General features: G+C 60.9%; 19 protein-coding genes and 1 tRNA gene. 11 read left to right on the top strand and 9 right to left on the bottom strand.

Annotated elements, in window-relative coordinates; genetic code table 11:
- Positions 1 to 22 precede the first annotated feature (22 nt).
- The 11 genes from EYS42_RS03285 to EYS42_RS03240 all read left to right on the top strand — a co-directional run bounded on the left by EYS42_RS03285 (position 23) and on the right by EYS42_RS03240 (position 14,971).
- Complete coding sequence (locus tag EYS42_RS03285; protein WP_130966398.1) at positions 23 to 871, top strand: pentapeptide repeat-containing protein; 849 nt, start codon at positions 23 to 25, stop codon at positions 869 to 871.
- Between the two features lie 2 nt (positions 872 to 873).
- Complete coding sequence (locus EYS42_RS03280; protein ID WP_130966397.1) at positions 874 to 1,491, top strand: nucleotidyltransferase; 618 nt, start codon at positions 874 to 876, stop codon at positions 1,489 to 1,491.
- Entirely contained in the window at positions 1,488 to 1,784 is a 297-nt protein-coding gene (locus tag EYS42_RS03275) for a hypothetical protein (protein WP_130966396.1), read from the top strand. The genes EYS42_RS03280 and EYS42_RS03275 overlap by 4 nt, the downstream gene beginning before the upstream one ends.
- A gap of 197 nt (positions 1,785 to 1,981) precedes the next feature.
- Entirely contained in the window at positions 1,982 to 3,913 is a 1,932-nt protein-coding gene (locus EYS42_RS03270) for an ATP-dependent nuclease (protein WP_245503479.1), read from the top strand.
- 1,466 nt (positions 3,914 to 5,379) lie between these two features.
- Positions 5,380 to 6,330 (top strand): hypothetical protein, encoded by a 951-nt coding sequence (locus EYS42_RS03265; protein WP_130966395.1) that lies wholly within the window; start codon positions 5,380 to 5,382, stop codon positions 6,328 to 6,330.
- 71 nt (positions 6,331 to 6,401) lie between these two features.
- Entirely contained in the window at positions 6,402 to 8,147 is a 1,746-nt protein-coding gene (locus tag EYS42_RS03260; protein WP_130966394.1) for a type I restriction-modification system subunit M, read from the top strand.
- Positions 8,144 to 9,499, top strand: coding sequence for a restriction endonuclease subunit S (locus EYS42_RS03255; RefSeq protein ID WP_130966393.1), 1,356 nt, complete (start codon positions 8,144 to 8,146; stop codon positions 9,497 to 9,499). Before EYS42_RS03260 ends, EYS42_RS03255 begins: the two co-directional genes overlap by 4 nt.
- Positions 9,489 to 9,977 (top strand): hypothetical protein, encoded by a 489-nt coding sequence (locus EYS42_RS03250; RefSeq protein WP_130966392.1) that lies wholly within the window; start codon positions 9,489 to 9,491, stop codon positions 9,975 to 9,977. The genes EYS42_RS03255 and EYS42_RS03250 overlap by 11 nt, the downstream gene beginning before the upstream one ends.
- Positions 9,978 to 10,113: 136 nt before the next feature.
- Positions 10,114 to 10,266: a hypothetical protein gene (locus tag EYS42_RS17030; protein WP_165456617.1), complete on the top strand. Its 153-nt coding sequence runs from the start codon at positions 10,114 to 10,116 to the stop codon at positions 10,264 to 10,266.
- The gene (locus EYS42_RS03245) at positions 10,263 to 11,777 is read left to right on the top strand and encodes a Fic family protein (protein ID WP_245503478.1); all 1,515 of its coding nucleotides are present in this window, start codon (positions 10,263 to 10,265) and stop codon (positions 11,775 to 11,777) included. Before EYS42_RS17030 ends, EYS42_RS03245 begins: the two co-directional genes overlap by 4 nt.
- A 23-nt stretch (positions 11,778 to 11,800) precedes the next feature.
- The gene (locus tag EYS42_RS03240) at positions 11,801 to 14,971 is read left to right on the top strand and encodes a type I restriction endonuclease subunit R (RefSeq protein WP_130966391.1); all 3,171 of its coding nucleotides are present in this window, start codon (positions 11,801 to 11,803) and stop codon (positions 14,969 to 14,971) included.
- Positions 14,972 to 15,029: 58 nt separating this feature from the next.
- On the opposite strand, the gene EYS42_RS03235 is transcribed toward EYS42_RS03240, so the two are convergent.
- From EYS42_RS03235 to rsmB, 9 genes are all read right to left on the bottom strand, one after another.
- Complete coding sequence (locus tag EYS42_RS03235; protein WP_130966390.1) at positions 15,030 to 15,752, bottom strand: rolling circle replication-associated protein; 723 nt, start codon at positions 15,750 to 15,752, stop codon at positions 15,030 to 15,032.
- Positions 15,753 to 15,896: 144 nt separating this feature from the next.
- Positions 15,897 to 16,136 (bottom strand): hypothetical protein, encoded by a 240-nt coding sequence (locus EYS42_RS03230; RefSeq protein ID WP_130966389.1) that lies wholly within the window; start codon positions 16,134 to 16,136, stop codon positions 15,897 to 15,899.
- A 174-nt stretch (positions 16,137 to 16,310) separates the two neighbouring features.
- On the bottom strand, positions 16,311 to 16,991 hold the full coding sequence (locus EYS42_RS03225) for an HNH endonuclease (RefSeq protein ID WP_130966388.1): 681 nt from the start codon (positions 16,989 to 16,991) through the stop codon (positions 16,311 to 16,313).
- 168 nt (positions 16,992 to 17,159) lie between these two features.
- Complete coding sequence (locus EYS42_RS03220) at positions 17,160 to 18,515, bottom strand: tyrosine-type recombinase/integrase (protein WP_130966387.1); 1,356 nt, start codon at positions 18,513 to 18,515, stop codon at positions 17,160 to 17,162.
- Between the two features lie 341 nt (positions 18,516 to 18,856).
- Positions 18,857 to 18,932 (bottom strand) — tRNA-Phe (locus EYS42_RS03215).
- A gap of 52 nt (positions 18,933 to 18,984) precedes the next feature.
- The gene (locus EYS42_RS17250; protein WP_245503477.1) at positions 18,985 to 19,908 is read right to left on the bottom strand and encodes a response regulator; all 924 of its coding nucleotides are present in this window, start codon (positions 19,906 to 19,908) and stop codon (positions 18,985 to 18,987) included.
- 15 nt (positions 19,909 to 19,923) lie between these two features.
- Positions 19,924 to 22,218 (bottom strand): sensor histidine kinase, encoded by a 2,295-nt coding sequence (locus tag EYS42_RS03200; RefSeq protein WP_130966386.1) that lies wholly within the window; start codon positions 22,216 to 22,218, stop codon positions 19,924 to 19,926.
- Positions 22,219 to 22,251: 33 nt separating this feature from the next.
- Entirely contained in the window at positions 22,252 to 22,836 is a 585-nt protein-coding gene (locus EYS42_RS03195; protein WP_130966385.1) for a DUF4390 domain-containing protein, read from the bottom strand.
- 52 nt (positions 22,837 to 22,888) lie between these two features.
- Positions 22,889 to 24,259 (bottom strand): 16S rRNA (cytosine(967)-C(5))-methyltransferase RsmB, encoded by a 1,371-nt coding sequence (gene rsmB / locus EYS42_RS03190; protein WP_130966384.1) that lies wholly within the window; start codon positions 24,257 to 24,259, stop codon positions 22,889 to 22,891.
- Positions 24,260 to 24,340: the final 81 nt, after the last annotated feature.

Raw genomic sequence — 24,340 nt, 5'->3', positions numbered from 1 at the left:
CCACCACCCTTGCGAGAACACGATGGCAGACGACACCTCTCCAACGACTCCCACACACTTGTCGCTGGGCAACAGGCAGACTATCACCGACTACTACGTCCCTAAAAACGTCCAAGACGAACCCCTTGCGTTTAAGTACAAAAACTTTACCCGCCTCAATGGGCGCAAGATAACGTTCAAGAACGTGTCTTTTGAGCACAGCGTGTTCGACGGCTGTTATTTGCGCAGTTGCGTATTCGACTCGTGCAACTTCACGGGGTGTCGATTCATCGGCTCCAACTTTCATCAGTCGAGCTTCCCCGGCTCTAGGTTTGACTACGCGACCTTCGAGCGCTGCCAAATCGACTCCGACATACTGACTGTTTGGGCACCGCCAGAAGAAAACCTCAAAATGCGCTTCGCGCGATCTTTACGAATGAACTTCCAGCAGATTGGCGACGCGAAGGCCGTAAATGAAGCGATCACGCAGGAACTCCATGCTACATCACGCCATCTGCTCCAGTCTTGGCGATCCGAGGATGATTTCTACCGGAAGAAATACCCTGGACTTATGCGGGTTCGGCAGTTCCTGGTTTGGGTCGAGTTCTGGGCGCTTCATTGCATCTGGGGGAATGGTGAGAGCATCCCCAGGCTGCTGCGGACGATCCTAATCGCGATACTGATCATTGCAATCTATGACGCCAATGCGATCAATGGCTCGGCGACGATCCAAGATTATTGGGAGAGCTTAAAAGTCGCCCCGGCAATCTTCCTTGGCACACTCCCCAGACCCTCCCACACGACTGCTGCTGCATCAATGATCGTCGCTACACGGTTGATCGCCTTGTCGCTGCTTACTGCATTGCTAGTGAAGCGCTTTGGCCGTCGATGATCATGCATTTTTACGCCTTCGGCTCGATTTGCCGCGGAGAGATTGATAGATCGTCCGACGTCGACCTACTAGCCTGTGTCACTGGGCCAAGTCCTGATGTTGATGTAAACAAGTTTTCGGTGTATCAGCATGAACGACTGCGAGAATTGTGGACAGAGGGAAACCCGTTCGCTTGGCACCTGCACTTGGAGTCTCGACTCCTGTTCTCGTCCGACGGCGTCGACTTCATCAAGTCACTAGGGGCGCCTGCGGCCTACGGGGCTGGTGCGGAAGATTGCAAAAAGTTTGCCAGCCTATTTTCCGAGTCACTTGATCAGTTGTCCGAGACCCGCGTGAACGCCACATTTAATCTGTCTTGCATGTTTCTGGGTATCAGAAACTTTGCCACCTGCTATTCGCTGTGGCGTGGTCGACCGGTCTTCTCAAGAAGCTCACCGCTGCTAATTGATGCGCCTCTCTACTTGGACGAAGGGGTCTTTGACGTGCTCAGGCGCGCAAGGATTCTGTCTACGCGCGGCATTGGCGACGCGTTGTCGAACGAAGAGGTTATGCTTGCGCTTCGGGGAGCTACGCCCATCCAAGGTTGGATGGCTCAACTGCTTGCTGAGGTGACAGCATGACTGAGTTCAACAATCGAATTGCCGCTCAGCGGGAGATCCTTCGCGCGGTGAACAGTGTGCGCTGGAGCGAGGAGCTCTACGGGATGTCAGGTGGGGCATTAGACCGTTGGGTACGGTCAAACGATCTCGATCAAAGCTCGAAGCTAGTCCGTCTGCTCAGGGATGCAGCAGAAAAGCTTTTCTTCCTCGCCAATAAGAGCCAAGAGCAGGTGACAGCCGAGTATCGGCATCGTTCGTCAGAGGTGTCAGGACTTACCGAAGAGATCCGACTCGAGCTTCAGCAGAGAAGCTAAAGCTCTTCGGGTTTGGGATGTAAGCAATCAACTCGCATTTTTGCCCCGATTTTGCATTTGTACTCATCTCGTGATTTGCTAGGAGCACCCGCTGCAGAAGAGCCACTCACCGAGCAAGGGCAGCTCAAGGCTGAAAGCGGTCACAGGGCCCCTCCACTGATAAGACCCAATCGCCAGAACCGTGCAAGAATAGAAAAATGAACAATGAAAGCAATCAAGGAGCAGAGAAACCTATTGACGAAGGTTCTTCGGAGCAAAGCGAAGCAGTAGGCCTTGCGAGAGCGGAGGGCCTTGTCGCAACAGTTCCCGACGATGTCACACTTACTGGGGGCAGTCAGCAATTCGCAGAAGTCGGTTTTTCGACTTCTCCTCCTCCGATAGTTGAAATTGCTGACACTCGATCTGTTCGCGCGCGCCGGTGGACCCCACTGGAGTCGATAACCGTCAGGCGATTCAAGGCAGTTAAGGAGGCGACTATCCCCCTTGATGGCGTCACCATCCTCGTTGGGCCAAATGGTTGTGGAAAGTCGTCAGTGCTTCAAGCAATCCACTGGGCTGCGCGAGCGGCCAGCTATGTATTGCCGAAGAATACGAAGGAGATGATTTCTTTTGAACGGCTCGATTACGTTCCTTCAAGCGAGCCGCTCACAACGCTCAACAATGGGGAACTCAAATCTGACTCAACTTCGAATGCTGTAGAAGTTGTGTTTGCTCATCGCCCGACCGGCGAGGAGTCCAATCAAGCAACAGTCCGCATTCGTGCCGCGAGAAATCGGGGTGGAATTACGGCATATATGGATGGCGGCGGCGCTGTCACACCATATAAGCAACGATTTCAGTTCGTCACGACCTATATACCTGGCCTAGCGGGCCTATCTGAGAAGGAATCTATCCTTGCGCAACCGACGCTGCGCCGGCAGGCAGCTAGCGGTGATGCAGGCGGCGTTCTGCGCAATATCCTTCTTAATCTTCGTAGCCGCAGGCAGGGTGAGGCGGATGATAGCCAAGGGCTCGCAAGGCTTGCCAAGCTCAACACACTAGTAAATCAAGTCCATCCAGGTGTCGAAGTCAACGTCGCATTCGATGAGCGCGAGGACTATCATATTTCGGCAACTCTGAGGACTGACGACCTAGTCGATTACAGCCGCCCACTGGAAACCGCAGCCACCGGCGTGCTCCAAGTCGTTCAAATCTTCGCTTATCTCATCCTGTTTGAACCCAAGGTGATGCTCATCGACGAGCCCGATGCACACCTTCACCCAAACAAGCAAGAGCGCCTTATTGAAACACTCGAAAGAGCAGCGCTCGAATATAACACTCAGGTAGTTCTAACGACCCATAGCCCCCATATCGTTCGAGCCGCGAGTCCTGCAGCCAAGCTCGTTTGGATGAAGAGCGGGGTCGTTGAAACAGAAGATGACGAGGTGATTCGACGACTGCTCGGGTGGGGCGGGCTTGACAAAGCAGCGCTCTTTTTCGTGGAAGATGAGGACGATAAGCCGCTTCGGGCAGTACTCAGACAGTGGCCGGAGCTTTCTCGGCAGATTGCAGTCTGTAGATGCTTCGGAATTGACAATCTGCCGCGGGACAAATTTCTTACAGGACTCTTGTTGGACGGGAAGCTCAAAAGTCGAGCGCTGCTGCATCGAGACGGTGATTTCATGACCGCTGAAGAGGCTGACCGGTGGACGACAAGCTTCAAGACGCCAGGGGTGTTCCCCTGGGTCACTGTTGGCTCCGACATCGAGGCATATTTCTGTCAGGCCGGATACCTATCCGCACTCTATGGTGTTTCTGTTGAGGTGGCCGAGGAATGGCGAGATGTCGCTGCGAAGAAGGTAGCCAAGGCACGCGACACCTTTCTCGAAAAAAGAAAGAATGTCGTTCGGGTTGTCTGGCCGAACGGAGGATCCCCGGATGCCGAAGCAATGTGGCAAGCAGCAGGCGGCCCTTCGCCAAGTACGGTAAAGGGCAAGAAGTTGCTTGCTTCGCTAAAAACTGTGATCAAGGCCGAAAATTTTGACGATGCGCTTCTGAACTCTCTCGTCATTCCGAGCGGCTACACCGTAGCCCCGGAGCTCAAAACACGGATCGAAACAGCTATTGCTTACGACCCCGCTCAACAATAAGGTTGAGAACGGCCGTTCAGTTTTGATCCACTCAACGCCTGCTCCCGCTGCATAGCCGCCCTTCATCATCGAGCTCTTCTAAGAGCAGGTCTCTAAGGTTCGCCTTTGTAGTCCAACCGACACGCCAATCACACACCTACGCTTCAGCAAGCTTCGTCGAACACTCATCGGTGTCTGTCGAGCTAAAGGTGATTCACAGGGAGTTCAACCAAGGGCATGCAAAACCATACGCAGTCGGAGCGAAAAATGTCCTTGAAGAGCTGCAGTGATCCTGGTCTTGCTCCGCACATCGCCTAAGCAACCGCCACCAGGCCGGAGGTGCGCCATGCCTCAACATCGTCATCCATCGGGCACCTCCGGAGGGCCTCCCCGGCATGCTCGTCAATGATGCACCTGTCGAGCCTTGCCAAAGCCAAGTGCTCGTCACCACTTCAATCACAAAGTTTCCTTCCCACGATTGGCCAGTTTCAGTGCCCGGTCGTCCCGTGGTCCAGTGCGTTGACGGACTCACCCGGCTGAGTCGCCTGCGCAGGCCTTTTCGGCTTGGAACGATGAAGGCACAGACGTTTTGCGCCGCACGAAATGTCAGATGTGTCCATGACCTTCGAGTCAATCTCTGCAGGTTTGAGCGGGCCTACAGACCATGGCCTGATTGATCCGTACGCCGCACAACCCGTTCAAAACCGTCTCGCAATCGGTATAGCGCATGGGCTCGAATTTGTTGCAAGGATCCTCCCATTTCCCCAATCCAGGGTGCACAGTGAGCCCGGAGCGTCCCTGGTGACGGGGGTGCCTTGAGTGCTGGCTTGGTGGAGAAACGGCCGCCCACCAGGCGGTGTATCGAGCGCTGCTTTGGATGCGACGAAGCGTCACCTCGTGATCAGCAACGGAAACAGATCCGTTGCCTGCGAAGTCGTCACGCAGAAGTTCTGGCAACCCCCGGATCACTGCTTCCGGGAAGTGTGCAGCGAGTGCGTTGGCTGTGCGCTATCGTCGGGATCTCAGACATCATTGGCGTCATCCTTAAGGTCGTCAAGCGTTGCTACGAAAGAGCCTGACCACCGAAATGAATGAGTTCTGAGGGGCGCAACTGCCGGCGCCCAACGGACCCTTTTGGGGACGTTCTGAACCGCAGGGTCGGGGGGCTTGCTGACGTTAGAGTAGAGTCATGCAGCCTCGAGGGGCTGGCTGACCTTAGGCAGCAGCCCACAGCCTCGAGGGGCTGGCTGACTATATGCCTGCATGTCATCCATTCAGCCCGTCGCACATTTCCGTTCGCGTCAAGCTGCCTTCAGGCGAGCCTCACCCATCGGCACCCCCTGTGCCCTGCTGCGCCAACCGTGTTTTTTTGACCCTGTACCCCTGCTCCGGGGGGCTGGAAATCGATGTCATGTGGCATGGTTTCGGGCTGGTTGGCCATGTCAAAAAAGGCCCCCCTTGCATCAAAAAAAACGGGTCTTTTCTTCATGAATTCCACCGTCGCCGACGCCCCAAAAGCCTCCGAACCGTTCGATTTTTGGCCCTGGCTTTTACCCTCTGACTGCTTGAAAACTGGCTACGACGGGCGCGCGATCGAGCTGCTGCCGGCCATCCGACAGCGGTTTTCCGGCCTTGTGGATGACGCAGTGATCTCGGTCCGCCTGGTTGCTGTGACACCTGAATTGGCTGTGTCCGGCTGGGCTATACAGGTCACGGAGTTCGAAAATGAGGCAGGGAAATTGTGTGAGCGACGTGTTGACGATCTGGGAAAAATCACCCAGTGCGGCGGTGACAACTACGACTTCAGTGACCATCCCAGCCACGAATTTCCTGCTGAAGTCATCGCGGCACTTTTGAAGCCGGGGTGTGAACTGACATTCGGCGACACCCTGGGAATTTTCATTCCGGATCGCCTGCAAAGGCTTCGCCAGATGGCAGACGTGCTGACCGATGTGGCCTTGCATGAAGCCCAGGTTGATCGCGAGCAAGAGGTGTCTGGGGTGACCGTACAGGCGGAACATTTCAAGCGTCTGGCGATTTTGTTTGCGCAAGAGTTGTGCGGCGGCGTGGATCTCGCCGGGGCAGCCAAATCAAGGTTGCGTTCAATGCCTGCGTTGCTGGAAGCGCAGGGTGAAGTCAGCAATGTGTGGGGTGAGCTGGTGGCTGAATGCCGGGGAGCCAGCTTGGTCAACGAGGCAATGAAGGCCCAGGTACTGGATGCCGTTTTCACCGAGTTCAAAGCTCTGCCTACGGCCACGCAGTGGGCGTACTGGTTGCTGAACGGTGACACCTTGCTGCAAACGGGCATTGGCGATGACTGGGCCGAGACATCGAATGACCCAACAGACTGGACCATGCATGACCTTGAAGCCTGCCTGGAGAGTGCGGTCAGAAGCATCTGGCGCGAGGCCAGCCAGGAGGCATTTGACAGGGCATGAAGCGCAGAGCGAAGCCTGACATCCACGATACTTTCAAGGCGCTGCCGTGCAGTGCCCGATGAAGAAAAAACATGAATCAACAAGCACTTTCCGCATTCATCTGGTCCGTCGCCGACCTGCTCCGTGGCGACTACAAGCAATCTGATTACGGCAAGGTCATCCTGCCATTCACCGTGCTGCGCAGGCTGGATTGCGTGCTCGAAGCCACCAAGCCCGCCGTGCTGGCCGAGAAGGAAGCCAAGACCAAACTCGGCGTGAACCCCGAGCCCTTCCTGCTCAAAAAGACCGGGCTGAAGTTCTTCAACCAATCCGAGCTGGACCTGCCCAAGCTGCTGGGTGACCCCGACAACATCGCCCACAACCTGTTCACCTACGTGCAGGGCTTCTCAGCCGATGTGCGCGACATCTTCGACCACTTCGAATTCCAGGCCCAGGTCGACCGCCTGGCTAAGGCTGGCCTGCTTTACCAGGTGGCCGAGAAGTTCGCACAGATCGACCTGCACCCCGAGGCCGTCAGCAACATGCAGATGGGCCTGGTGTTCGAAGAGCTGATCCGCAAGTTCGCTGAAATCTCGAACGAAACCGCCGGGGAGCACTTCACCCCGCGCGAGGTGATCCGCCTCATGGTCAACCTCATCTTCGTGGAAGACGACGAGGTGCTGGCCAAGCCCGGCGTGGTGCGCACCCTGTACGACCCGACCGCCGGCACGGGCGGCATGCTCAGCGTGGCCGGTGAGTACCTGGCCGAGCTGAACCACCAGGCCCGCCTGACGGTGTACGGCCAGGAGCTGAACCCCGAGTCGCACGCCATCTGCAAGGCCGACATGCTCATCAAGGGGCAAGACGTGGCCAACATCGCTTTTGGCAACACGCTGAGCGACGACGGTCACCCCACCATGAAGTTCGACTACATGCTGGCCAACCCGCCCTTTGGCGTGGAGTGGAAGAAGGTCGAAAAGGAAGTGCGCAAAGAGCACGAGCAACGCGGCTTCGACGGCCGCTTTGGCCCCGGCCTGCCGCGCGTGTCAGACGGCTCCATGCTGTTCTTGCTGCACCTGCTCAGCAAGATGCGCCCCGCCAAAGACGGTGGCAGCCGCTTCGGCATCGTGCTCAACGGCTCGCCCCTGTTCACGGGCGGTGCGGGCAGTGGCGAAAGCGAGATCCGCCGCTACGTGCTGGAGAACGACCTGGTCGAGGCCATCGTGGGCCTGCCCAACGACATGTTCTACAACACCGGCATTGGCACCTACATCTGGGTCATCAGCAACCGCAAGCCCAAGGCGCGCCAGGGCAAGGTGCAATTGATCGATGCCAGTGGCATGTGGCAGAAGCTGCGCAAGAGCTTGGGCAGCAAGCGCAAAGAGCTGAGCGATGCCCACATCGACCACATCACCCAGCTGTTTGGCCGCTTTGAAGAAGCCACGGACGACGAGGGTAAGCCCATCAGTCGCATCTTTGCCAACGAGGCCTTTGGCTACCACACCATCACCGTGGAGCGCCCGCTGCGCGATGCCGAGGGCAAGGTGGTGGTGGGCGAGAAGGGCAAGCAAAAAGGCAAGCCACAGCCTGATTCGGCCCTGCGCGACACCGAGAACGTGCCCCTGACCGAAGACGTGGCCGCGTATTTCAAGCGCGAGGTGCTGCCCCACGCACCCGATGCCTGGATCGACCCGGACAAGACCAAGGTGGGTTATGAGATTCCGTTCAACCGGCACTTCTATGTGTTCAAGCCGCCGCGCCCGCTGGCCGAGATCGATGCCGACCTGAAGCGCACCACCGGTCGCATCCTGGACATGATCAAGGGGCTGTCGGCATGAGCTTTTCGAGGTATCCGGAGTACAAGGACAGCGGGGTTGCTTGGTTGGGTGCTGTTCCTTCGCACTGGTCTGTCAAGCGGCTACGTCGAGTCGTGCAGTTGAATCCGAGCAAGTCAGAAACGGCCGCGCTGTCTCGTTCCAGCGAAGTCACATTCTTGCCCATGGAGGCCATTGGCGAAGATGGTTCCCTAGCGCTGGATCGTCTTCGCCCCATTGGCGAACTGGAGTCCGGGTACACGTACTTTGCTGAAGGCGATGTTGCCATTGCAAAGATAACCCCATGCTTTGAAAACGGCAAAGGCGCTGTGATGCGTGGCCTGCATGGTGGGCTTGGCTTTGGCACGACCGAGCTGATCGTGGCCAGGCCATTGTCGATGCATTTAGATAGCGGCTACTTGCATCGCATCTTCACCGCTCGACCGTTCATGCAGCAAGGCGAGGCGAGCATGTATGGCGCAGGCGGGCAAAAGCGTGTGCCCGATGACTTTGTTCGGGACTTCGTGATTGCCTTGCCACCCGTGGATGAGCAAGTTGTCATCAAGGCGTTCCTCGACCGCGAAACCGCCAAGATCGACGCCCTGGTGGCCGAGCAAGAACAGCTCATTACCCTACTCAAGGAAAAGCGCCAGGCCGTCATCTCCCATGCCGTGACCAAGGGGCTGGACCCGTCGGTGCCGATGAAGGATTCGGGCGTCGAGTGGTTGGGGGAGGTGCCGGAGCATTGGCAAGTAAACAGGCTTCAGCGAGTCGTCAAACCCGGTACGTCAGTCACTTACGGCATCGTTCAGGCTGGCCCGGATGTCGAAGACGGCATCCCATACATCAGAACTAGCGACATGGCGGGCGATGAGCTGCCGCTGGACGGCTATCCAAAAACATCGCCCGAAATCGATGCGTCTTATGCTCGTTCGAAGGTGTCTGCGGGTGATCTGGTCATTGCGATTCGGGCAACAGTTGGAAAGTGTCTTCCTGTGCCTAAGGAGCTTGATGGGGCTAACTTGACACAAGGGACTGCGCGGATCGCACCTGGCCTAGAGACCGATCCCGGATACCTATTGGCCTTCATCAACGGAAACGGAGCGCAGACATACTTTGACCGGATGGCCAAGGGGGCAACGTTCAGAGAAATCACGCTCGAAGTACTTCGAAAGACACCGGTTTTGGTGCCCCCGCTTGACGAGCAATTCCAGATTTCCTCGTGGGTGAAGCAGCAGTCCGAGCAGTTTTTGGCTCTGATCCGCGAAGCTGAGCAAACGCAAGTTTTGTTGAAGGAACGCCGCTCCGCCCTCATCTCCGCTGCGGTCACTGGCCAGATCGACGTGCGTTCGCTGGAGTCACCCCATGCTGCTTGAAGACGAAGCGTCGCTCTTCTTGCAACAACTGGAGTACTCCTGTTGCGCGAGCGAAGATGAACTGCCCGATACCCTCAAGGCCGTGTCGATGATGTTGGGTCTTACTGCAAAGGCCGCCGAGCGCTGGCGTTCGCAGCCAGGCTTGCTGGTGTCAGCCGCGCGGCATGGGTTTGGTCTATGGATGGCCGATGGCCTGCTTGTTCTGGCCAAATCTGGCATGCCTGAACGTGAGCAGCAATTCCCCTTGCATCAGCTGGAGGCGCTTCAGGCAGAACTGGTCCAAGTGTGCAATGCATTCGGGCGGGACATCTCGCACTGGGCCGAGGTCATGGATTGCTTCTTCAGGGACTTGCTGGAGGCGGCCCACGGCCACCCGGAACCCAATGACCACCTCTGCAAACTGCTTCATCTGGCCCTTGGCATCGAAGCGGCGTACAGCTGGCACCGAATCTGCAAAGCAGCCGAGCGCGCAGCTTGAAAACACGAAAACAAACATCACACAGGTGAGCCCATGGCCTTGCACTCGATGGCTGGCGATCAGCTGAAGCCGGTTCTAGCGGCAAGCTGTCTGAATAAAAAGTTCATAACTGGCCAATTTCTGATGAAAAAATTGGTTGACTGAAGATTTTTCTTGCGCGCTGGCCGGCGCCCATGGGATCTGGTGGCTTGTTGTGTGGCCTGAAGAAAAAATCATTGCAAGCAAGGTTTCTGAGGATAATTCTTTGAATCTGAAGATTTTCCTGCCCGAAAGGCCCTTGCTGACATGAGCGACATTGGCTACGCCTGGATCCAGAACGCGGTGGGGGCCCCAGACTTCCTGGGCAAGCAGCGCGCTCGCCTGGCGCCAGTCAACCGCATCGAGCGGCTGGAAGACGGCGCCTTGCTGGTGCCGCACAAGCTGGCGCCTGAGCCCACCTTGCTGCAGCAGGCCTTGTTTGCCCTCAAGCACGAGGGTGTCAGGCTCGACTTGCTGGTCAGTGCCCTCAAGCGCATCCCCCCGGCTGAGCTGGCGGCCTGGGTGCAGGCCACGCCCAACAGCATCTATGGCCGAAAGCTGGGCCACCTGTGGGAAGCCTGGCATCAGCAGCGGCTGCCCGGCCTGGGTGAGCCTGGCGTCGCCGCCGCTTATGCCCCTCTGTTTGAACCGGCGCAATACTTTGTCGGCCCCGCCCAGCGAGATGCCCGCTGGCGCATCGAGTTCAATGGCCTGGGTGATCTGCATTTCTGCCCGGTGGTGCGCAAAACACCGGCACTGATGGCGCTCATCGACAAAGACATCCTGGGGCAAGCCCAAGCCTTCGCTGAAGCCGTGGGCGAGGCCATGCTGGAGCGCGCCCTGAACTGGGCCTACCTGAGCGAGACCGAGGGCTCGTTCGCCATCGAGGGCGAGGCACCCACAGCAGACAAGGCCGAGCGGTTTGCGGCCCTGTTGCGCCGCGCCCATGAGCAGCGCCCGCTCACCGAAGAATGGCTGGTGGAGTTGCAGAACGCCGTCATCTCCAACCCGTTTGACAAAGCCGTTCAATTCCGCACCGAGCAGAACCGCCTGCAGCGGGATGTGCCCGGTGCCGCAGGCGTGACCTACGTGCCGCCCGAGCCTGAGCTGGCCGTGGCCCTGATGAATGGGCTGATGCGCCTGACCAACCAGCGGGCGGCAGGGCTGGACCCCCTGGTGCATGCCGCGGTGGTGTCGTTCGCGTTCGTGTTCATCCACCCGTTCATGGACGGCAATGGGCGTTTGTCGCGCTACCTGATCCACCATTGCCTGGGCCAGTCGGGCCGCTTGCCACTGCAATTTTTGCTGCCCATCTCGGTGGCCATGAAGAAGCACGAGGCCGACTACCTGCATGCGCTCACCACCTTCAGCAAGCCGGCCCGCCAGTTGTGCCAGGTGACCTGGGGGGGCGATGACCACTACACCTACGAATGGGCCCCCGAAGCAGACACGTGGTTCCGCTACATGGACCTGAGCGAGGCAGCCACCTTCACCTTGGCCATGGCCGAGGCCTCGCTGGACACGCACATGCGCCAAGAGGTGGAGTTCCTGGGGCTGTTTGACAAGGTGAAGCGCCACATCAACGAACGCCATGACCTGCGCGGCAGCGATTTGGCCAACCTGATCGTGACGATCTTTCAGAATGGCGGTTCGCTGTCCAACAACCGGCGCAAGCGATATGCCGAAAGGGTGCAGGCGCATGTGCTGGACGCCATTGAGCAGGCGGTCAGCCGCGCGATGCAAGGCCAGCCGCTGGACGACGACGATCAAGAAGAAAACTGAGCACCAACCACAGGGAGTCAACGTTGGCCTTGCACAAAGAAATCGAATTCGAAAACGACATCTGCAACCACCTGGCGGCCAACGGTTGGCTCTATGCAGAAGGCGATGCCAAAGGCTACGACACGCCCCGCGCCTTGTTCCCCGCCGACGTGATGGCCTGGGTGCAAGAGAGCCAGCCCGACGCCTGGGCCGCCATCGTCAAGGCGCATGGCGCCAATGCCGAAGCCACACTGCTGGACCGCCTGCGCAAGCTGCTGGACGACCAGGGCACCCTGCATGTGCTGCGCGTGGGCCTGGAGTTGATGGGCCCGAAGGGCCCGGTGAAGCTCGCGCAGTTCAAGCCCGCGCTGGCCATGAACCCCGAGCTGCAGGCCCGATACGCAGCCAATCGGCTTCGCGTGGTGCGCCAGGTGCGCACCAACCACGATGACATCATCGACCTGGTGCTGTTCCTCAACGGCATACCGGTGGCCACGGCCGAGCTGAAATCCGAGTTCACACAGGGCATGAACGAGGCGGTGGACCAATACAAGTTCGACCGCATCCCCAAGCCAAAAGGCAAAGCTTTTGCAGAGCCACTGCTTGAGTTTCCCCGTGGGGCGCTGGTGCACTTTGCCGTCACCAACCGCACGGTGATGATGACAACCAGGCTGCAAGGGCCCAGCACGTACTTTCTGCCCTTCAACATGGGCGACCACGGTGCTGCGGGCAACCCACCCAATGGCAAAGGCCACCGCACGCACTACCTGTGGGAACAGGTGTGGCAGCGCGACAGCTGGCTGGAGATCATTGCCCGCTACCTGGTGACCAAGAAGGACGACAAAAAACGCCCCGTGGGCTATCTCTTCCCGCGCTACCACCAGCTCGACGCCACCCGAAAATTGGTTCAAGCCGTGTTGACCGAAGGTGTGGGCCAGAAGTACCTGATTCAGCACAGTGCGGGCAGTGGCAAGACCAACTCGATTGCCTGGACGGCGCATTTCCTGGCAGACCTGCACGACGCAGCCAACAACAAGCTGTTCAGCACCGTGCTGGTGGTGAGCGACCGCACCGTGCTTGATACTCAGCTGCAGGAAGCCATCTTCGACTTCGAGCGCACGGCGGGCGTGGTGGCCACCATCAAGGGCGAAAGCCAGAGCAAAAGCGGCGAGCTGGCCGAGGCCCTGTCAGGCGGCAAGAAGATCGTGGTGTGCACCATCCAGACCTTCCCGTTTGCGCTCAAGGCCGTGCAAGAGCTGGCCGCCACACAAGGCAAGCGCTTTGCCGTGATCGCCGACGAGGCCCACAGTTCGCAAACCGGCGAGGCCGCAGGCAAGCTCAAGCAGGTGCTCAGCGCGCAAGAGCTACAAGACCTGGCCGATGGCGGCGAGGTGGGCACCGAAGACATCCTGGCCGCGCAGATGAGCGCCAAGGCTGGCGTGGCAGGCACCGCATCGGCCGTGACCTATGTGGCCTTCACCGCCACGCCCAAGGCCAAGACGCTGGAGCTGTTTGGCCGCAGGCCCAACCCTGATTTACCGGCCGGGCCTGACAACCTGCCCGCACCGTTCCACGTCTATTCGATGCGCCAGGCCATCGAAGAGGGCTTCATCCTCGACGTGCTCAAGAACTACACCTCGTACAAGCTGGCCTTCAAGCTGGCCCACAACGGCAAGGAGTGGGATGACAAAGAGGTGGAGCGCAGCGAAGCCCTCAAGGGCCTGATGCGCTGGGTGCGCCTGCACCCCTACAACATCGCCCAGAAGGTGCAGGTGGTGGTGGAGCACTTCCTGGAAAACGTGCAACCGCTGCTCAAGGGCCATGCCAAGGCCATGGTGGTGGTGGGCAGCCGCGTGGAAGCCGTGCGCTGGAAGCTGGCGGTGGACGAGTACATCAAAGCCCAGGGCTACACACTGGGCACTCTGGTGGCTTATTCAGGTGAGGTGAATGACCCCAAGGCCTTGCCCGAGCCCGTGACCGAAAACAGCACCCAGCTGAACCCAGGTTTGAAAGGCCGCGACATCCGAGACGCCTTTGCCACCGACGAGTTCCAGATCCTGCTGGTGGCCAACAAGTTCCAGACGGGTTTTGACCAGCCCTTGCTGTGCGGCATGTACGTGGACAAGAAGCTGGCCGGCATTCAGGCCGTGCAGACCTTGTCGCGCCTGAATCGGGCATACAACGGCGCACATGGCCTGAAAGACACCACCTACATCCTCGACTTCGCCAACGACCCGCAAGAGATCCTGGCCGCCTTCCAGACCTATTACGAGACGGCAGAGCTGGCTGGTGTGACCGACCCCAACCTGATCTTTGACCTGCGCGCCAAGCTGGACGCCACCGGCCACTACGACGACTTCGAGGTGGAGCGCGTGGTGCAGGTGGAGCTGAACCCCAAGGCCACGCAAGCGCAACTGGTGGCAGCCATCGAGCCCGTGGCCGACCGGCTGCTCAAGCGCTTCAAAGCGGCCAGCGAGGCATTCAAAACCGCATCAGAGAAGCTGCCCGGTGGCGAACTGGGCCCTGATGGCCAGGCCGCGAAGGATGAGCTGGAGGCGCTCACGCTGTTCAAGCGCGACCTGGGCACTTTTGTGCGGGTGTATGCCTTCCTGTCGCAGATGTTCGACTACGGCAACACGGCCATCGAAAAGCGTGCCATCTTCTTCAAGCGCCTGATGCCACTGCTCGACTTTGGCAAAGAGCGCGAAGGGGTGGATCTGTCCAAGGTGAGCCTGACGCACCACAAGCTGAAGAAGCAAGGCGGCCCAGCTTTGGTGCTGGGTGAGACGGACGGTGACTACAAGCTTGACCCGATGACGGCGTCTGGCTCAGGCCAGATCCAGGACAAGGAGAAGATCAAGCTGTCTGAAATTGTGCAGAAGTTGAACGGCCTGTTTGATGGCGAACTCACCGACCATGACATGCTGGCTTTCGTGGACAACATCAAGGGCAAGATGATGGAGTCGGAACTGCTGGTTCAACAGGCGATGAACAACACGAAAGAGCAGTTCAGCAACTCACCAGATTTCACGTCAGAGCAGCTCAATGCCATCATCGATGCATTCGATGCCTTCTCGACCATGAGCAAGCAGGCACTGGATTCCGAGAAGGTTCGCCAGGGGCTCAAGGGGCTCTTGCTGGGGCCTGCCGAGTTGTACGAGGCACTGCGGAGCAAGGGGGCTCGAAGTGCACACGTCAACAGGCAAAGCCTGTGATGAGCCCGGCATGATTCATCTGGCAAAGGCGAGGTCTGTGCAACAGCAAGCGCTCCAATCACGCGGTGACAGGCAATGGCGCCGGCGCACGCATTGGTTCTGAGAATTTGGCGACAAATCCTTTGCTTGTCCACATCACGGGGCATTGGTAGATCACACCGTTCATCGTGTCGATGTAACCGCCGGGGCACCGCCGAAGGCTGCTCAAGAAGGGGGCCATTTTCTTGACCCATTGCGGCAGGCATTGGTCATGAACCGCCACCTTGGCATCTGGGTCCATGCCGCCGTAGCCATAGGCGCGCATGCCTTTGGGCAGGTCATCTTTGGTGGGCGATTTGCGCATGTAACGGGTCCAACCCTCAGGGTCGCGGCACATCTCGGTGTGCGTGAAACCGTGGGGCCACCAGCGTTCGAGGTCCGCGTGAGAGATCTTCTTGCCGCGAGGCAACCACACCGTCAGGTGGTAATGGAACTGCCCACCTTTTTCCAGAACCCACGTGTAGGGCAGCACAGGGACATGACCTTTGAAGTGCTTTCGCAATCTGTCCATGAATTGCGAAATCTGCTTGCCTTGAGGGTTTTCACCTTTTCGAAGGGTGAGGGTGAGGGCCAAGGCCGAAAGACGCTGTTCTTTTGCAATGCGGAAATGCTGCTTCGTCACAGCTCTCAGCTTGGCTTGCATGTTCTTGATCCGGCTGATTTTCTGACTTGATTCGTTCTTGTTGACAAGCTCAAGAAATTCTTTGCTGCCATGAGCAGGGGGATTTTTTTCTTTGGTCATGTTGACAGTCCGATTCGGGTATTCGAGTAGGTTGGAACGAGCCTGCGGCTGCACGCTCGCTCTTCAACTCGCAATTCACCACTGCCGGCACCGTGAGTGGTTTGTGGAATGCCGGCGTGCGATTTCGAGCCGAGAAAATGGGATTCAGAAAGTCCAAGCAAGTGATGTCGTGCGCGGCGCGCGTGTGAATGACACCTGGCTGCCCAACATCGAGCAGGGTTGCAAGCGGCTCTCGTGACGACATTCGCTGATCGTTTTCTTCGATCCAGGCAGGCTTTGAATGTCATCAGGCGGCGGTGTTTTTGCGCGCGAGTAGTCAAGGGAATGGTGTGAAAACCATTCCCATGCGGCAATCTGACGGATGTCACCGATGATCGGCAGCAAGCTCTCCATCTGGCCGTTTGGCAGATGGAGTGGGGCCAAGTGGCCTCAGTGAGGTGAGGGGCGCAATCTCGCATGACCTGTATAGCGAGAGGGCGCCAAAACGCGGCCCGTCTTTACAAATATCTGCTGCAGGCACAGCAGCAGTGTGCTGTGCGCCATGCAATCGCCCTGCAGTCAGACGATTTTCTTGAAACGCCCGTCGTAACGCTGTTCCCAATCCAGCTGGCTGATGCGGCCTGTGATGCTCAGATGAAATGGGCAGATGCACAGCTGGTTGCCGCACTTTTGCTCGACCACGTCGTATTTGCTCAATCGCCCCACATACATGGAATAGGCCAGGCGATGAGCGCCAGCCAAAACACCCAGTGCGTTCGTTCGCGGCAGTTGAAGGTACCCGTCTGACGTCAGCTGCAGCCAGTTCGGCGTGAAACACTGCGACGGATCGAAGCCCTCAAATCTGTCGGCCACACGGCAGACATGCCAGCTGATGGCCAAAGGCTGCCGCATCGACACATGAAGGCCCGCTTCTGAGTGGTAATGCAGTGCAAGGGGCCCCCACCGTGTTTGGGCATCCCTGTGCAGGATCCGGTCTCGGGAGTTTTGTTGGCTGTTTCCGATGTACAGGTGCCACAAGTTGATGCAGCCGGGGTCACCACACCGATGCAGCACCATCTGACCGGGCTCGAGCAAGCCCAGAAACAGTTGAAATGCAGCCCTGTGGGCAGGGACCATGCCGATGTTGCCGGAGCCTGACAGATAGGGGTAACCAGTTCCTGTGCGGCTGAGCCATGACGGGCAAAAGCAATGCGATGCGTGCATGCCGATGAATGAATCGGGCGAGAACTTCTTTTGCATGATGTGTGCGGGGTCTGAACCGGGCGTGGATGGGGCTCGAGCGGTTGCTCCGGGTGCACGCCCGGTGAGTGAAGCGATACGCAGGCCTTGCGCAGTCAGCGCGAATTCGTCGCGAACTCATCGCGAACTCATCTCGTCAGGCCTGCCTCTGATGGAGTGCGTCTGCCCTCAGCGCCGCTGTCGGCTGGCCAGGGCGATCACGTTGCTTGGCAAGTCGTCAAGCTCCGGTGCCGGTGCGTTGGGCAGTGTCCAGACTTGTTCGGCCCGGATCACCCGCAAGCCCGCCGGGGCGTCATCGTGATCCAGCGGGCGCCTATGCAGCAGTCGAGACACGTCGCCCGCATTGATGTTCACGTACCGCAGCAGCTGCGAGTCGGTCTTGTGGCCGGTGATCACTTTCAGGGCGGGCATGTTGCCGTGCAGCTCCAGCGCGAACCGGGTGGCACTGGTGTGCCTGAGGTCGTGCAGGCGCACGCCATGCACATCGGCGCGCTCGCAGGCGCGCTGCCAGGCGGCCTTCAAGGCTTCGTAGCTCAAATTGAACACCGGGCTGTCGGGAGAGACGGGCCCGACAGCGCGTGCGTGGTGCCAAAGCTGCCGCATCACGACCATGGCGCCGGGGCTCAGCGGCACCGAGCGTTTGCCGGCTTTGGCCGCGCGCAGGTGCAGCAGGCACTGGCTTTCATCGAAATCCTTCCAGGCGATGCGCACCAGCGCTTCCGAGCAGCGCATGGCCGACTCCAGCAGCAGGCCCAGGGCCAGAGGCACATAAGGGTTGCGTGTGGCCTTCAGTGCTTCGCACAGTCGATGCCATTCCTTGTTGGTCAGCACACGGTCGCGCGCGTTGTCCACCGTGGGCAGCTTGCGTCCGGTGGCGGGGTTGCCAACTTCAAATTTCCAGTGCCAGGTGTCGCGCGCGTAGTTGAAGAACTGGCGCAAGATGGCGTGTTCCAGTCGCACGGTCGATGCGCTGGCGCCTTCGGAGACGACGGCATCGATGAGTTGCTGGATGGTGTGGCTGGTGATGTCGGCCACTTTGCTATTGGCCAGTTGGGCGCGCAGGAGCTCGCTGGCGGCGCTGTTTTGTTGTTGGGCTTGTCGGTGCTTGTGCAGACCGTTGGGGATGCGGCGTTCGGGATCGGGGGGCACACAGGCGACGCGCCAGTAGACGGACTGGGACTCATTGCTGCGGGCGTCGCAGGCATTGGGCGTGACCGGCTGCAGGGCCAGCAGCGGGGTGTTGGCGTGCCTCAGGAAGCGGTTGATGCGCCGTGCTTCTTGTTCGCCGCTTTTGAGCGAGGGCAAGCGCTCGCAGGCGTAGTCGAGCAGGGCTTGGGCGAGGGTGGTTTTCCAGGGGCCTGCCAGGGCGGGGCGACCAGGAGCTTTCAGGCACTGTGTGAGCTCAAGCAAGGCCTTGCGTGCAAGGGCTTCTGATTTGAAGCCGGTGCGGTAGATGTCTTCGCCTCGAATGCGCAGGCGAAAGCTCCACGCCTGGGTGCGGGGTTCAAGGTAGGGCTTAGCCATGGAGCCTCCTGCGGGTGAGGAGGACGCTCAAGGCGCTCAGGTCGAGCGGGGCGCAGGTTGCGCAGGTTGCGCAGGTTGCGCAGATTGGGGCAAAAGGTGCAGGGAACACAAAACAACTCCGGTAGTGGAGTTGCGTATAGCTCTTTGCGCCCAAACAGACCCGAAGGTGCATGACACCTTGCGTGGCACCCAGCATGAGGGGGCACGATCTGAGTGTCTTTGGGGTGCCGCCGGTCAAAAACGTCAGAAAAACGTCAGACAGCGGGGTGAGACCCAAAGAAAAAAGGCGACCACTGTGTGGCCGCCTTTCGTAAGCGCTTGATTTCTCAAGGGCTTGGATCTGGTGGCCTGGGGCGGAATCGAACCACCGACACGCGGATTTTCAATCCGCTGCTCTACCAACTGAGCTACCAGGCCTTGCTTCGTTGATTTCTGCGTTGCAGCGATCAGCGAAGATCTAGACTATACATCAATTTGCAGCCGTTTTGCGGTTGCGCGACAAATCGACGCCCAATTGTTTGAGCTTTCTGTACAGGTGGGTGCGCTCCAGGCCGGTTTTCTCGGCCACGCGGGTCATGGAGCCGCCTTCACGGGCCAGGTGGAACTCGAAGTAGGCGCGCTCGAAGTCGTCGCGGGCTTCCCGCAGGGGGCGGTCCAGTTCGAACAGCTGCTCGTGCGAGAGCACTCCGGTGCTGCCGCCCACCCCATGGTGTGCGCCCATGTGGCCATTGAGGTGTCCGTTCATGTGGCTGCTCAGGTGACCCGTGCCGGGTGCGCCCATGCCGCCCATGCCGCCCATGTGGCTGCCGGCATGGTTGCCCATGGGACTGCCCATGTGGTGACCCATGTGGGTGCTCATGTGCGAGCCACCCATGCCGTTCATGTGTCCGCCCAGCGACTCGCCGCCCCGAATGGCGACCAGTTGCGGTGCTGCGGCGTACGACGGCGCGGCAGTGATCGGGGTGACATTGGCCATGTGGCTGCTGCCCAGCGCCACAGGGCGCACGGCGGGGGGCGGTGCCGCAGGGGCGGGCTTGGCCAGGGCCTGATCCACCGAGCGCAGCAGTTTCTGCATGGTGATCGGCTTTTCAAGGAACGACTGGGCGCCCACCTTGGTGGCCTCCACGGCCGTGTCGATGGTGCCGTGGCCCGACATCATGATCACCGGCATGGTGAGTTGACCATTGGCACCCCACTCCTTGAGCAGGGTGACACCGTCCACATCAGGCATCCAGATGTCCAGCAGCACGAGATCGGGCTTGCACTGCTCACGCATGGCACGGGCCTGCGCAGCGTTTTCGGCAAGTTCTACGGTGTGACCTTCGTCGGTCAGGATGTCTGACAACAGCGCCCGGATGCCGAGTTCGTCGTCAACTACAAGGATGGTGGCCATGAATTCTGATGGACCTCAGGCAGGTGGCTCGGACAGCAACGCACTTCCCTGAGATTGATTGGATGACAGCTTTGAAAATGATAACGAAACTTGCGCCCCCTTTGAACCGGGGGGAGCTGAGGGATTCCCGGAGTCTGACAGGTTCCTGAGCCGAATCAGGGCGCCATGTTCGTCGGCGATCTTCTTGACCACAGCAAGTCCCAGGCCTGTGCCATTGTGCTTGGTGGTCACGTAGGGTTCGAAAGCGCGCTGCAGCACTTTTTCCGGGAAACCCGGGCCGTTGTCACGGATGATGAGGCGCACCGAGGGCGGGTTGCCATCGTGGGCACCGCGCCAGGCCGTGGTCATGGACACCTGGGGGGCTCGGCCCAGTGCTGGTGCGTCCTGCACGGCATCGAGCGCGTTTTGCAGCAGGTTGTGCACCACCTGGCGCAGCAGGGTGGCGTCACCTTCGATGTGCGGCAGGTCGGCCTCCAGGTTGACCAGCAGCATGCCGCTTTCGATGGCCTGGCCGTACAGGCCCAGAACTTCCTGGACCAGGGCGTTCAGGTCGAGCGGGGCCAGGCGCGAGGTGGGCAGGCGCGCGAAGTCGCGGAACTCGTTGATCAGGCGCTTGAGGGCCTGCACCTGGTTGACGATGGTGTTGACGCTGCGGTGCAGCAGCCCGCGCGAGGCCTCGTCCAGCTTGTCTTCCAGCTTCATCTGCAGGCGCTCGGCCGAGAGCTGGATGGGCGTGAGCGGGTTCTTGATCTCGTGGGCCACGCGGCGGGCCACTTCGCCCCAGGCTTTCGAACGCTGAGCCGACACCAGTTCGCTGATGTCGTCGAACACGATGAGGTGGGCCTGCGAGGGCAGGTCGGCGCCGCGCACCAGCAGGGTCTGCATGATGTCGGGGTCGGCCGTGGGGCGCTCGAACGATTCCTGCCACTGCTGGCGCTCGCCGGGCTCGGGGTCGCTGGCGTACACGGCAAAGCGGTCGCTGATGCCGCGGGCCAGGTCCTGCAGGCCAGGCACGGCGCTCAGGGGCTGGCCCCGGTAGGCCGACAAGGGCGCGCGCAGGATGCGGGTGGCGCCGGGGTTCACGGTGTCGATGTGGCCCTGCGCGTCGAACACGATCACGCCCGAGTTCAGGTTGTCCAGGATGGTTTGCACGCGGGCGCGGGCGTTGTCGAGCTGGCGGGCACTGCGGGCCGCGCGCGAGCGGGCATCGGCCAGCTGCTGCACCATGGCGGCGAAATCGCGGGTCAGGCCGCCCAGTTCGTCTTTCGAGGCGAAGATGGGCTTGGGGCTGAGGTCGCCCCGGGCCACGTCGCCCACGCCTTCGGCCAGCAGCAGCAGGGGGCGCGCCAGTTGCTGGCCGAGCAATGCAGCCAGGCCCAGTGCGGCGAACACCGCCAGCACCAGCGTGAGCGTGAGTGTGCCGATGTACATGCGCCGCAGGCCCTGGCGGCCCAGGGCGCGCTGCTGGTATTCCTGGTAGGCCGTCTGCACGTTCAGGGCGTTGTCGACCAGGTCGGCCGGCAGGGCCTGCACCACATAGAGGTACCAGCCCTTGGCCTGCAGGCTGAAGCTGCGGTCGGGCAGCCAGGCCAGGGCCACCACCCGTGGGCGCTTGCCGGCGTCTTCCAGGCCATCGATCTGGGCCATCACGCCTTTGTTGCGCGCTTCCTGGCGCCAGCTGGCGGGCAGGCGCTCGGTGGTCAGGCTGCGGTCGGTGGCGGTGCCGGCCACGCTGGTGGCGCTGCCGTTGTCTGCGATCATCGACACGCTTTCGGCGCCCAGTTGCTCGCGGATCTCTTCGAGTTCCAGCACCGTGGGCTGGCCTTCGGGGCCGCGGCGGCTGTTGGTGCCCAGCCGTTCGGCCACCACCTGGGTCTTGTTGCCCAGGTCGCGGGCCAGGGTGTCGAGCGTGCCGCGCCCCAGGTTGAGGCCGGCTTCGAGGGCGCCTTCTACGCGCACGTCGAACCAGGTCTCGATGGAGCGGGCCACGAACTGGTACGACACGCCGTAAATCAGCAGGCCAGGAATGACCGCCACGGTGGCGAAGATGCCCACCAGCTTGAGCAGCAGCAGGCTGCCGAATTTGCGGCGCCGGATGCGCAGGTACAGCCGCCCCAGGGCCAGCACGATCACCAGCGTGAGCAGGCCGGCCAGTGACACGTTCACCCAGTACAGCCATTCAAAGTGCTGCTCGAAGCGTTCGTGGTTCTCGGTGGCGAACACCAGCATGAAGGCCAGCACCAGCGCGGCCGCCGCCATGAAGACCGAGGCCACGATGACCGTCCAGCGGCGGGCGTTGCGAGAGCTCATGGGGTGTCTGGGGGCAAGGCGAGGGGCTGGCAATCAGCGGTTCAGGGGCACGGGCAGTCGGCGCTGCACGGCCAGGTTCCAGTCGCTGCTGCCCCCCAGGCTGAGTTGCAGGGGGCGGGGCAGTTCGTCCTTGTCGAGTTCGAAGCTGAACTCGAGGTAGTGCTCGCGGTCGTCGGGCGGAGGGCCGGGTTCGATCAGGCGCCACTGGCCGGCGCGCTGCATCACGCCCATGGCCTCGCGCAGGCTGTCGTAGCTGCGGCTCAGGCCGTCGATGTTCACGCGCCAGTGGCGGGTGAGGGGCTGGTAGCTCAGGCGCCAGCGGCGCTCGGCTTCCACGCGGGGTTTGTCGGTCCAGTACCAGCGGCTGCGGTACAGGTTGGCCCGTGCCACGAACACGATGGACAGGCCCTTGAGCAAGGCGTCTTCCAGGTCTTTGGGCAGATCCACCCGCACCTGGTAGCTCAGGCTGAGGGCTTCGTCGGTGCGCTGCACCTGCAGGTTTTGCAGCTCCATGCTGACACGCGGGGCCGATTGCGCCCGCGCAGACGCCACCCATCCGGCCAGCGGGAGGCTGGCCAGCAGGGCGATGAAGGCGCGTCGTCGCTCAGGGGCAGGCATCGTGGCAGGGCTGTCGGCGGGTGGGCGGGGCAGGCCCAGGAACCCGCAGGCCTCAGGCCTCCGGGCGGATCAGCAGGGCGTGGAAAAACCCGTCACCCACCAAGGGGTGGCTCTCGGGGTATTCGACCACAGGCAGCAGGTGGCCGGGGGCGAGCCCGCGGCGGGCGCCGGGCTGTCGTTGCAAAAATGCTTCGATGCGGTCTTCACCCTCTTGTTTGAACTGCGAGCAGGTGCAGTACAGCAGGCGTCCGCCTGGCTTGAGCAGGGGCCAGAGTGTGTCCAGCAGCCGGTCTTGTGTGGCGGCCAGGGTGTCGATGTCGGTGTCTCGGCGCAACCAGCGCACATCGGGGTGGCGCGGCACGATGCCCGAGGCGCTGCAGGGCGCGTCCAGCATGATCGCGTCGAAGGGCTCGCCGTCCCACCAGGCAGGCACGTCGCTGGCGTCGACCGCGGTGGTGCGGGCCTGCAGGCCCAGGCGGCCCAGCGTGTCCTGCACGCGTTGCAGCCGACTGGCGTCGGTGTCCAGGGCCCACATCGACACGTCGGCGGCTTCCAGCACATGGGCCGTCTTGCCGCCCGGGGCGCTGCAGGCGTCCAGCACGCGGGCGCCGGCCGGCAAGGCGGGCAGCGGGGTGCCGTCGGCCTGGTGAGCGTGCAGCAGCCAGTGGGTGGCCTGCTGGGCGCTGGCGTCTTGAACCGACACATCGCCCTGGGCAAAGCCGGGCAGGGCTTGCACGGGTGCCGGCTGGTTCAGCACGATGCCGGCCGCTCCGAAACAGCGGTGGGCCAGGCCCGCGGCGTTCAGGCGCTCGCTGTAGGCGGCCAGGCTTTGGTGGCGCAGGTTCACGCGCAGCATCATGGGGGCGGCTTGCTGGTTGTGGGCCAGCAGGGCCTGCCAGTGGTCTGGCCAGTCGTGTTGCAGGCGTTCGATCCACCAGCGCGGGTGGTTCCACCGGGCTTCAGGGTCTTGCCGGGCCTGGGCCAGCAGGGCCTCGCGTTCACGCTGGAAGCGACGCAGCACGGCGTTGACCAGCCCACTGGCGGCCTTCGCGTGTTTTTTGCAGGCGGTCACGGCCTGGTCCACCAGGGTGTGGGCGTCGTAATGGGGCGTGGCCGCGCTGCCGCACGACAGGGCCAGGGCTGTGATCAGCAGGGCATCCACCCAGGGTGCCGGGGCTTTGGGCACCAGCTGGCGGCGCAGGGCACGCGCCAGGCCCAGTTCGCGCATCACGGCAAAGCTCAGGGCCTGGGTGCCCGGGCGAGCTGCGGCAGGGCAGGCGGCCAGGGCATCGGTGAGCGAGCGGCCCTTGAGCACGGCGGCCACGGCATCGGCCGTGTGCGACAGCAGGCGAGACAGGGGCAGGGCCTGGCCGGAGGCAGGCGCTGCAGCCGAGGAAGGCGCGGAAGAGGGCGGGCGAGACATGGCGCGCAGTCTAGGCCCTGAACGGGGCTTTCAGGGCCTTGCGGTGCACCGCCGCCTTGTGGATGCCCACAAAAACGCCCG

The sequence above is a fragment of the Aquabacterium lacunae genome (assembly GCF_004310865.1).
GTDB lineage: Bacteria > Pseudomonadota > Gammaproteobacteria > Burkholderiales > Burkholderiaceae_C > Aquabacterium > Aquabacterium lacunae.
This window is presented reverse-complemented; position numbering and strand designations above follow the sequence as displayed.

What these genes read in the sequence shown, in the direction of transcription:
- EYS42_RS03235 (WP_130966390.1), bottom strand. Translation starts at nt 15,752, where the DNA reads ATGACCAAAGAAAAAAATCCCCCTGCTCATGGCAGCAAAGAATTTCTT.
- EYS42_RS03225 (WP_130966388.1), bottom strand. Translation starts at nt 16,991, where the DNA reads ATGCAAAAGAAGTTCTCGCCCGATTCATTCATCGGCATGCACGCATCG.
- EYS42_RS03200 (WP_130966386.1), bottom strand. Translation starts at nt 22,218, where the DNA reads ATGAGCTCTCGCAACGCCCGCCGCTGGACGGTCATCGTGGCCTCGGTC.
- EYS42_RS03270 (WP_245503479.1), top strand. Translation starts at nt 1,982, where the DNA reads ATGAACAATGAAAGCAATCAAGGAGCAGAGAAACCTATTGACGAAGGT.
- EYS42_RS03245 (WP_245503478.1), top strand. Translation starts at nt 10,263, where the DNA reads ATGAGCGACATTGGCTACGCCTGGATCCAGAACGCGGTGGGGGCCCCA.
- EYS42_RS03275 (WP_130966396.1), top strand. Translation starts at nt 1,488, where the DNA reads ATGACTGAGTTCAACAATCGAATTGCCGCTCAGCGGGAGATCCTTCGC.
- EYS42_RS03250 (WP_130966392.1), top strand. Translation starts at nt 9,489, where the DNA reads ATGCTGCTTGAAGACGAAGCGTCGCTCTTCTTGCAACAACTGGAGTAC.
- EYS42_RS03195 (WP_130966385.1), bottom strand. Translation starts at nt 22,836, where the DNA reads ATGCCTGCCCCTGAGCGACGACGCGCCTTCATCGCCCTGCTGGCCAGC.
- EYS42_RS03255 (WP_130966393.1), top strand. Translation starts at nt 8,144, where the DNA reads ATGAGCTTTTCGAGGTATCCGGAGTACAAGGACAGCGGGGTTGCTTGG.
- EYS42_RS03280 (WP_130966397.1), top strand. Translation starts at nt 874, where the DNA reads ATGCATTTTTACGCCTTCGGCTCGATTTGCCGCGGAGAGATTGATAGA.
- EYS42_RS03265 (WP_130966395.1), top strand. Translation starts at nt 5,380, where the DNA reads ATGAATTCCACCGTCGCCGACGCCCCAAAAGCCTCCGAACCGTTCGAT.
- EYS42_RS03260 (WP_130966394.1), top strand. Translation starts at nt 6,402, where the DNA reads ATGAATCAACAAGCACTTTCCGCATTCATCTGGTCCGTCGCCGACCTG.
- EYS42_RS17250 (WP_245503477.1), bottom strand. Translation starts at nt 19,908, where the DNA reads ATGGCCACCATCCTTGTAGTTGACGACGAACTCGGCATCCGGGCGCTG.
- rsmB (WP_130966384.1), bottom strand. Translation starts at nt 24,259, where the DNA reads ATGTCTCGCCCGCCCTCTTCCGCGCCTTCCTCGGCTGCAGCGCCTGCC.
- EYS42_RS03220 (WP_130966387.1), bottom strand. Translation starts at nt 18,515, where the DNA reads ATGGCTAAGCCCTACCTTGAACCCCGCACCCAGGCGTGGAGCTTTCGC.
- EYS42_RS03285 (WP_130966398.1), top strand. Translation starts at nt 23, where the DNA reads ATGGCAGACGACACCTCTCCAACGACTCCCACACACTTGTCGCTGGGC.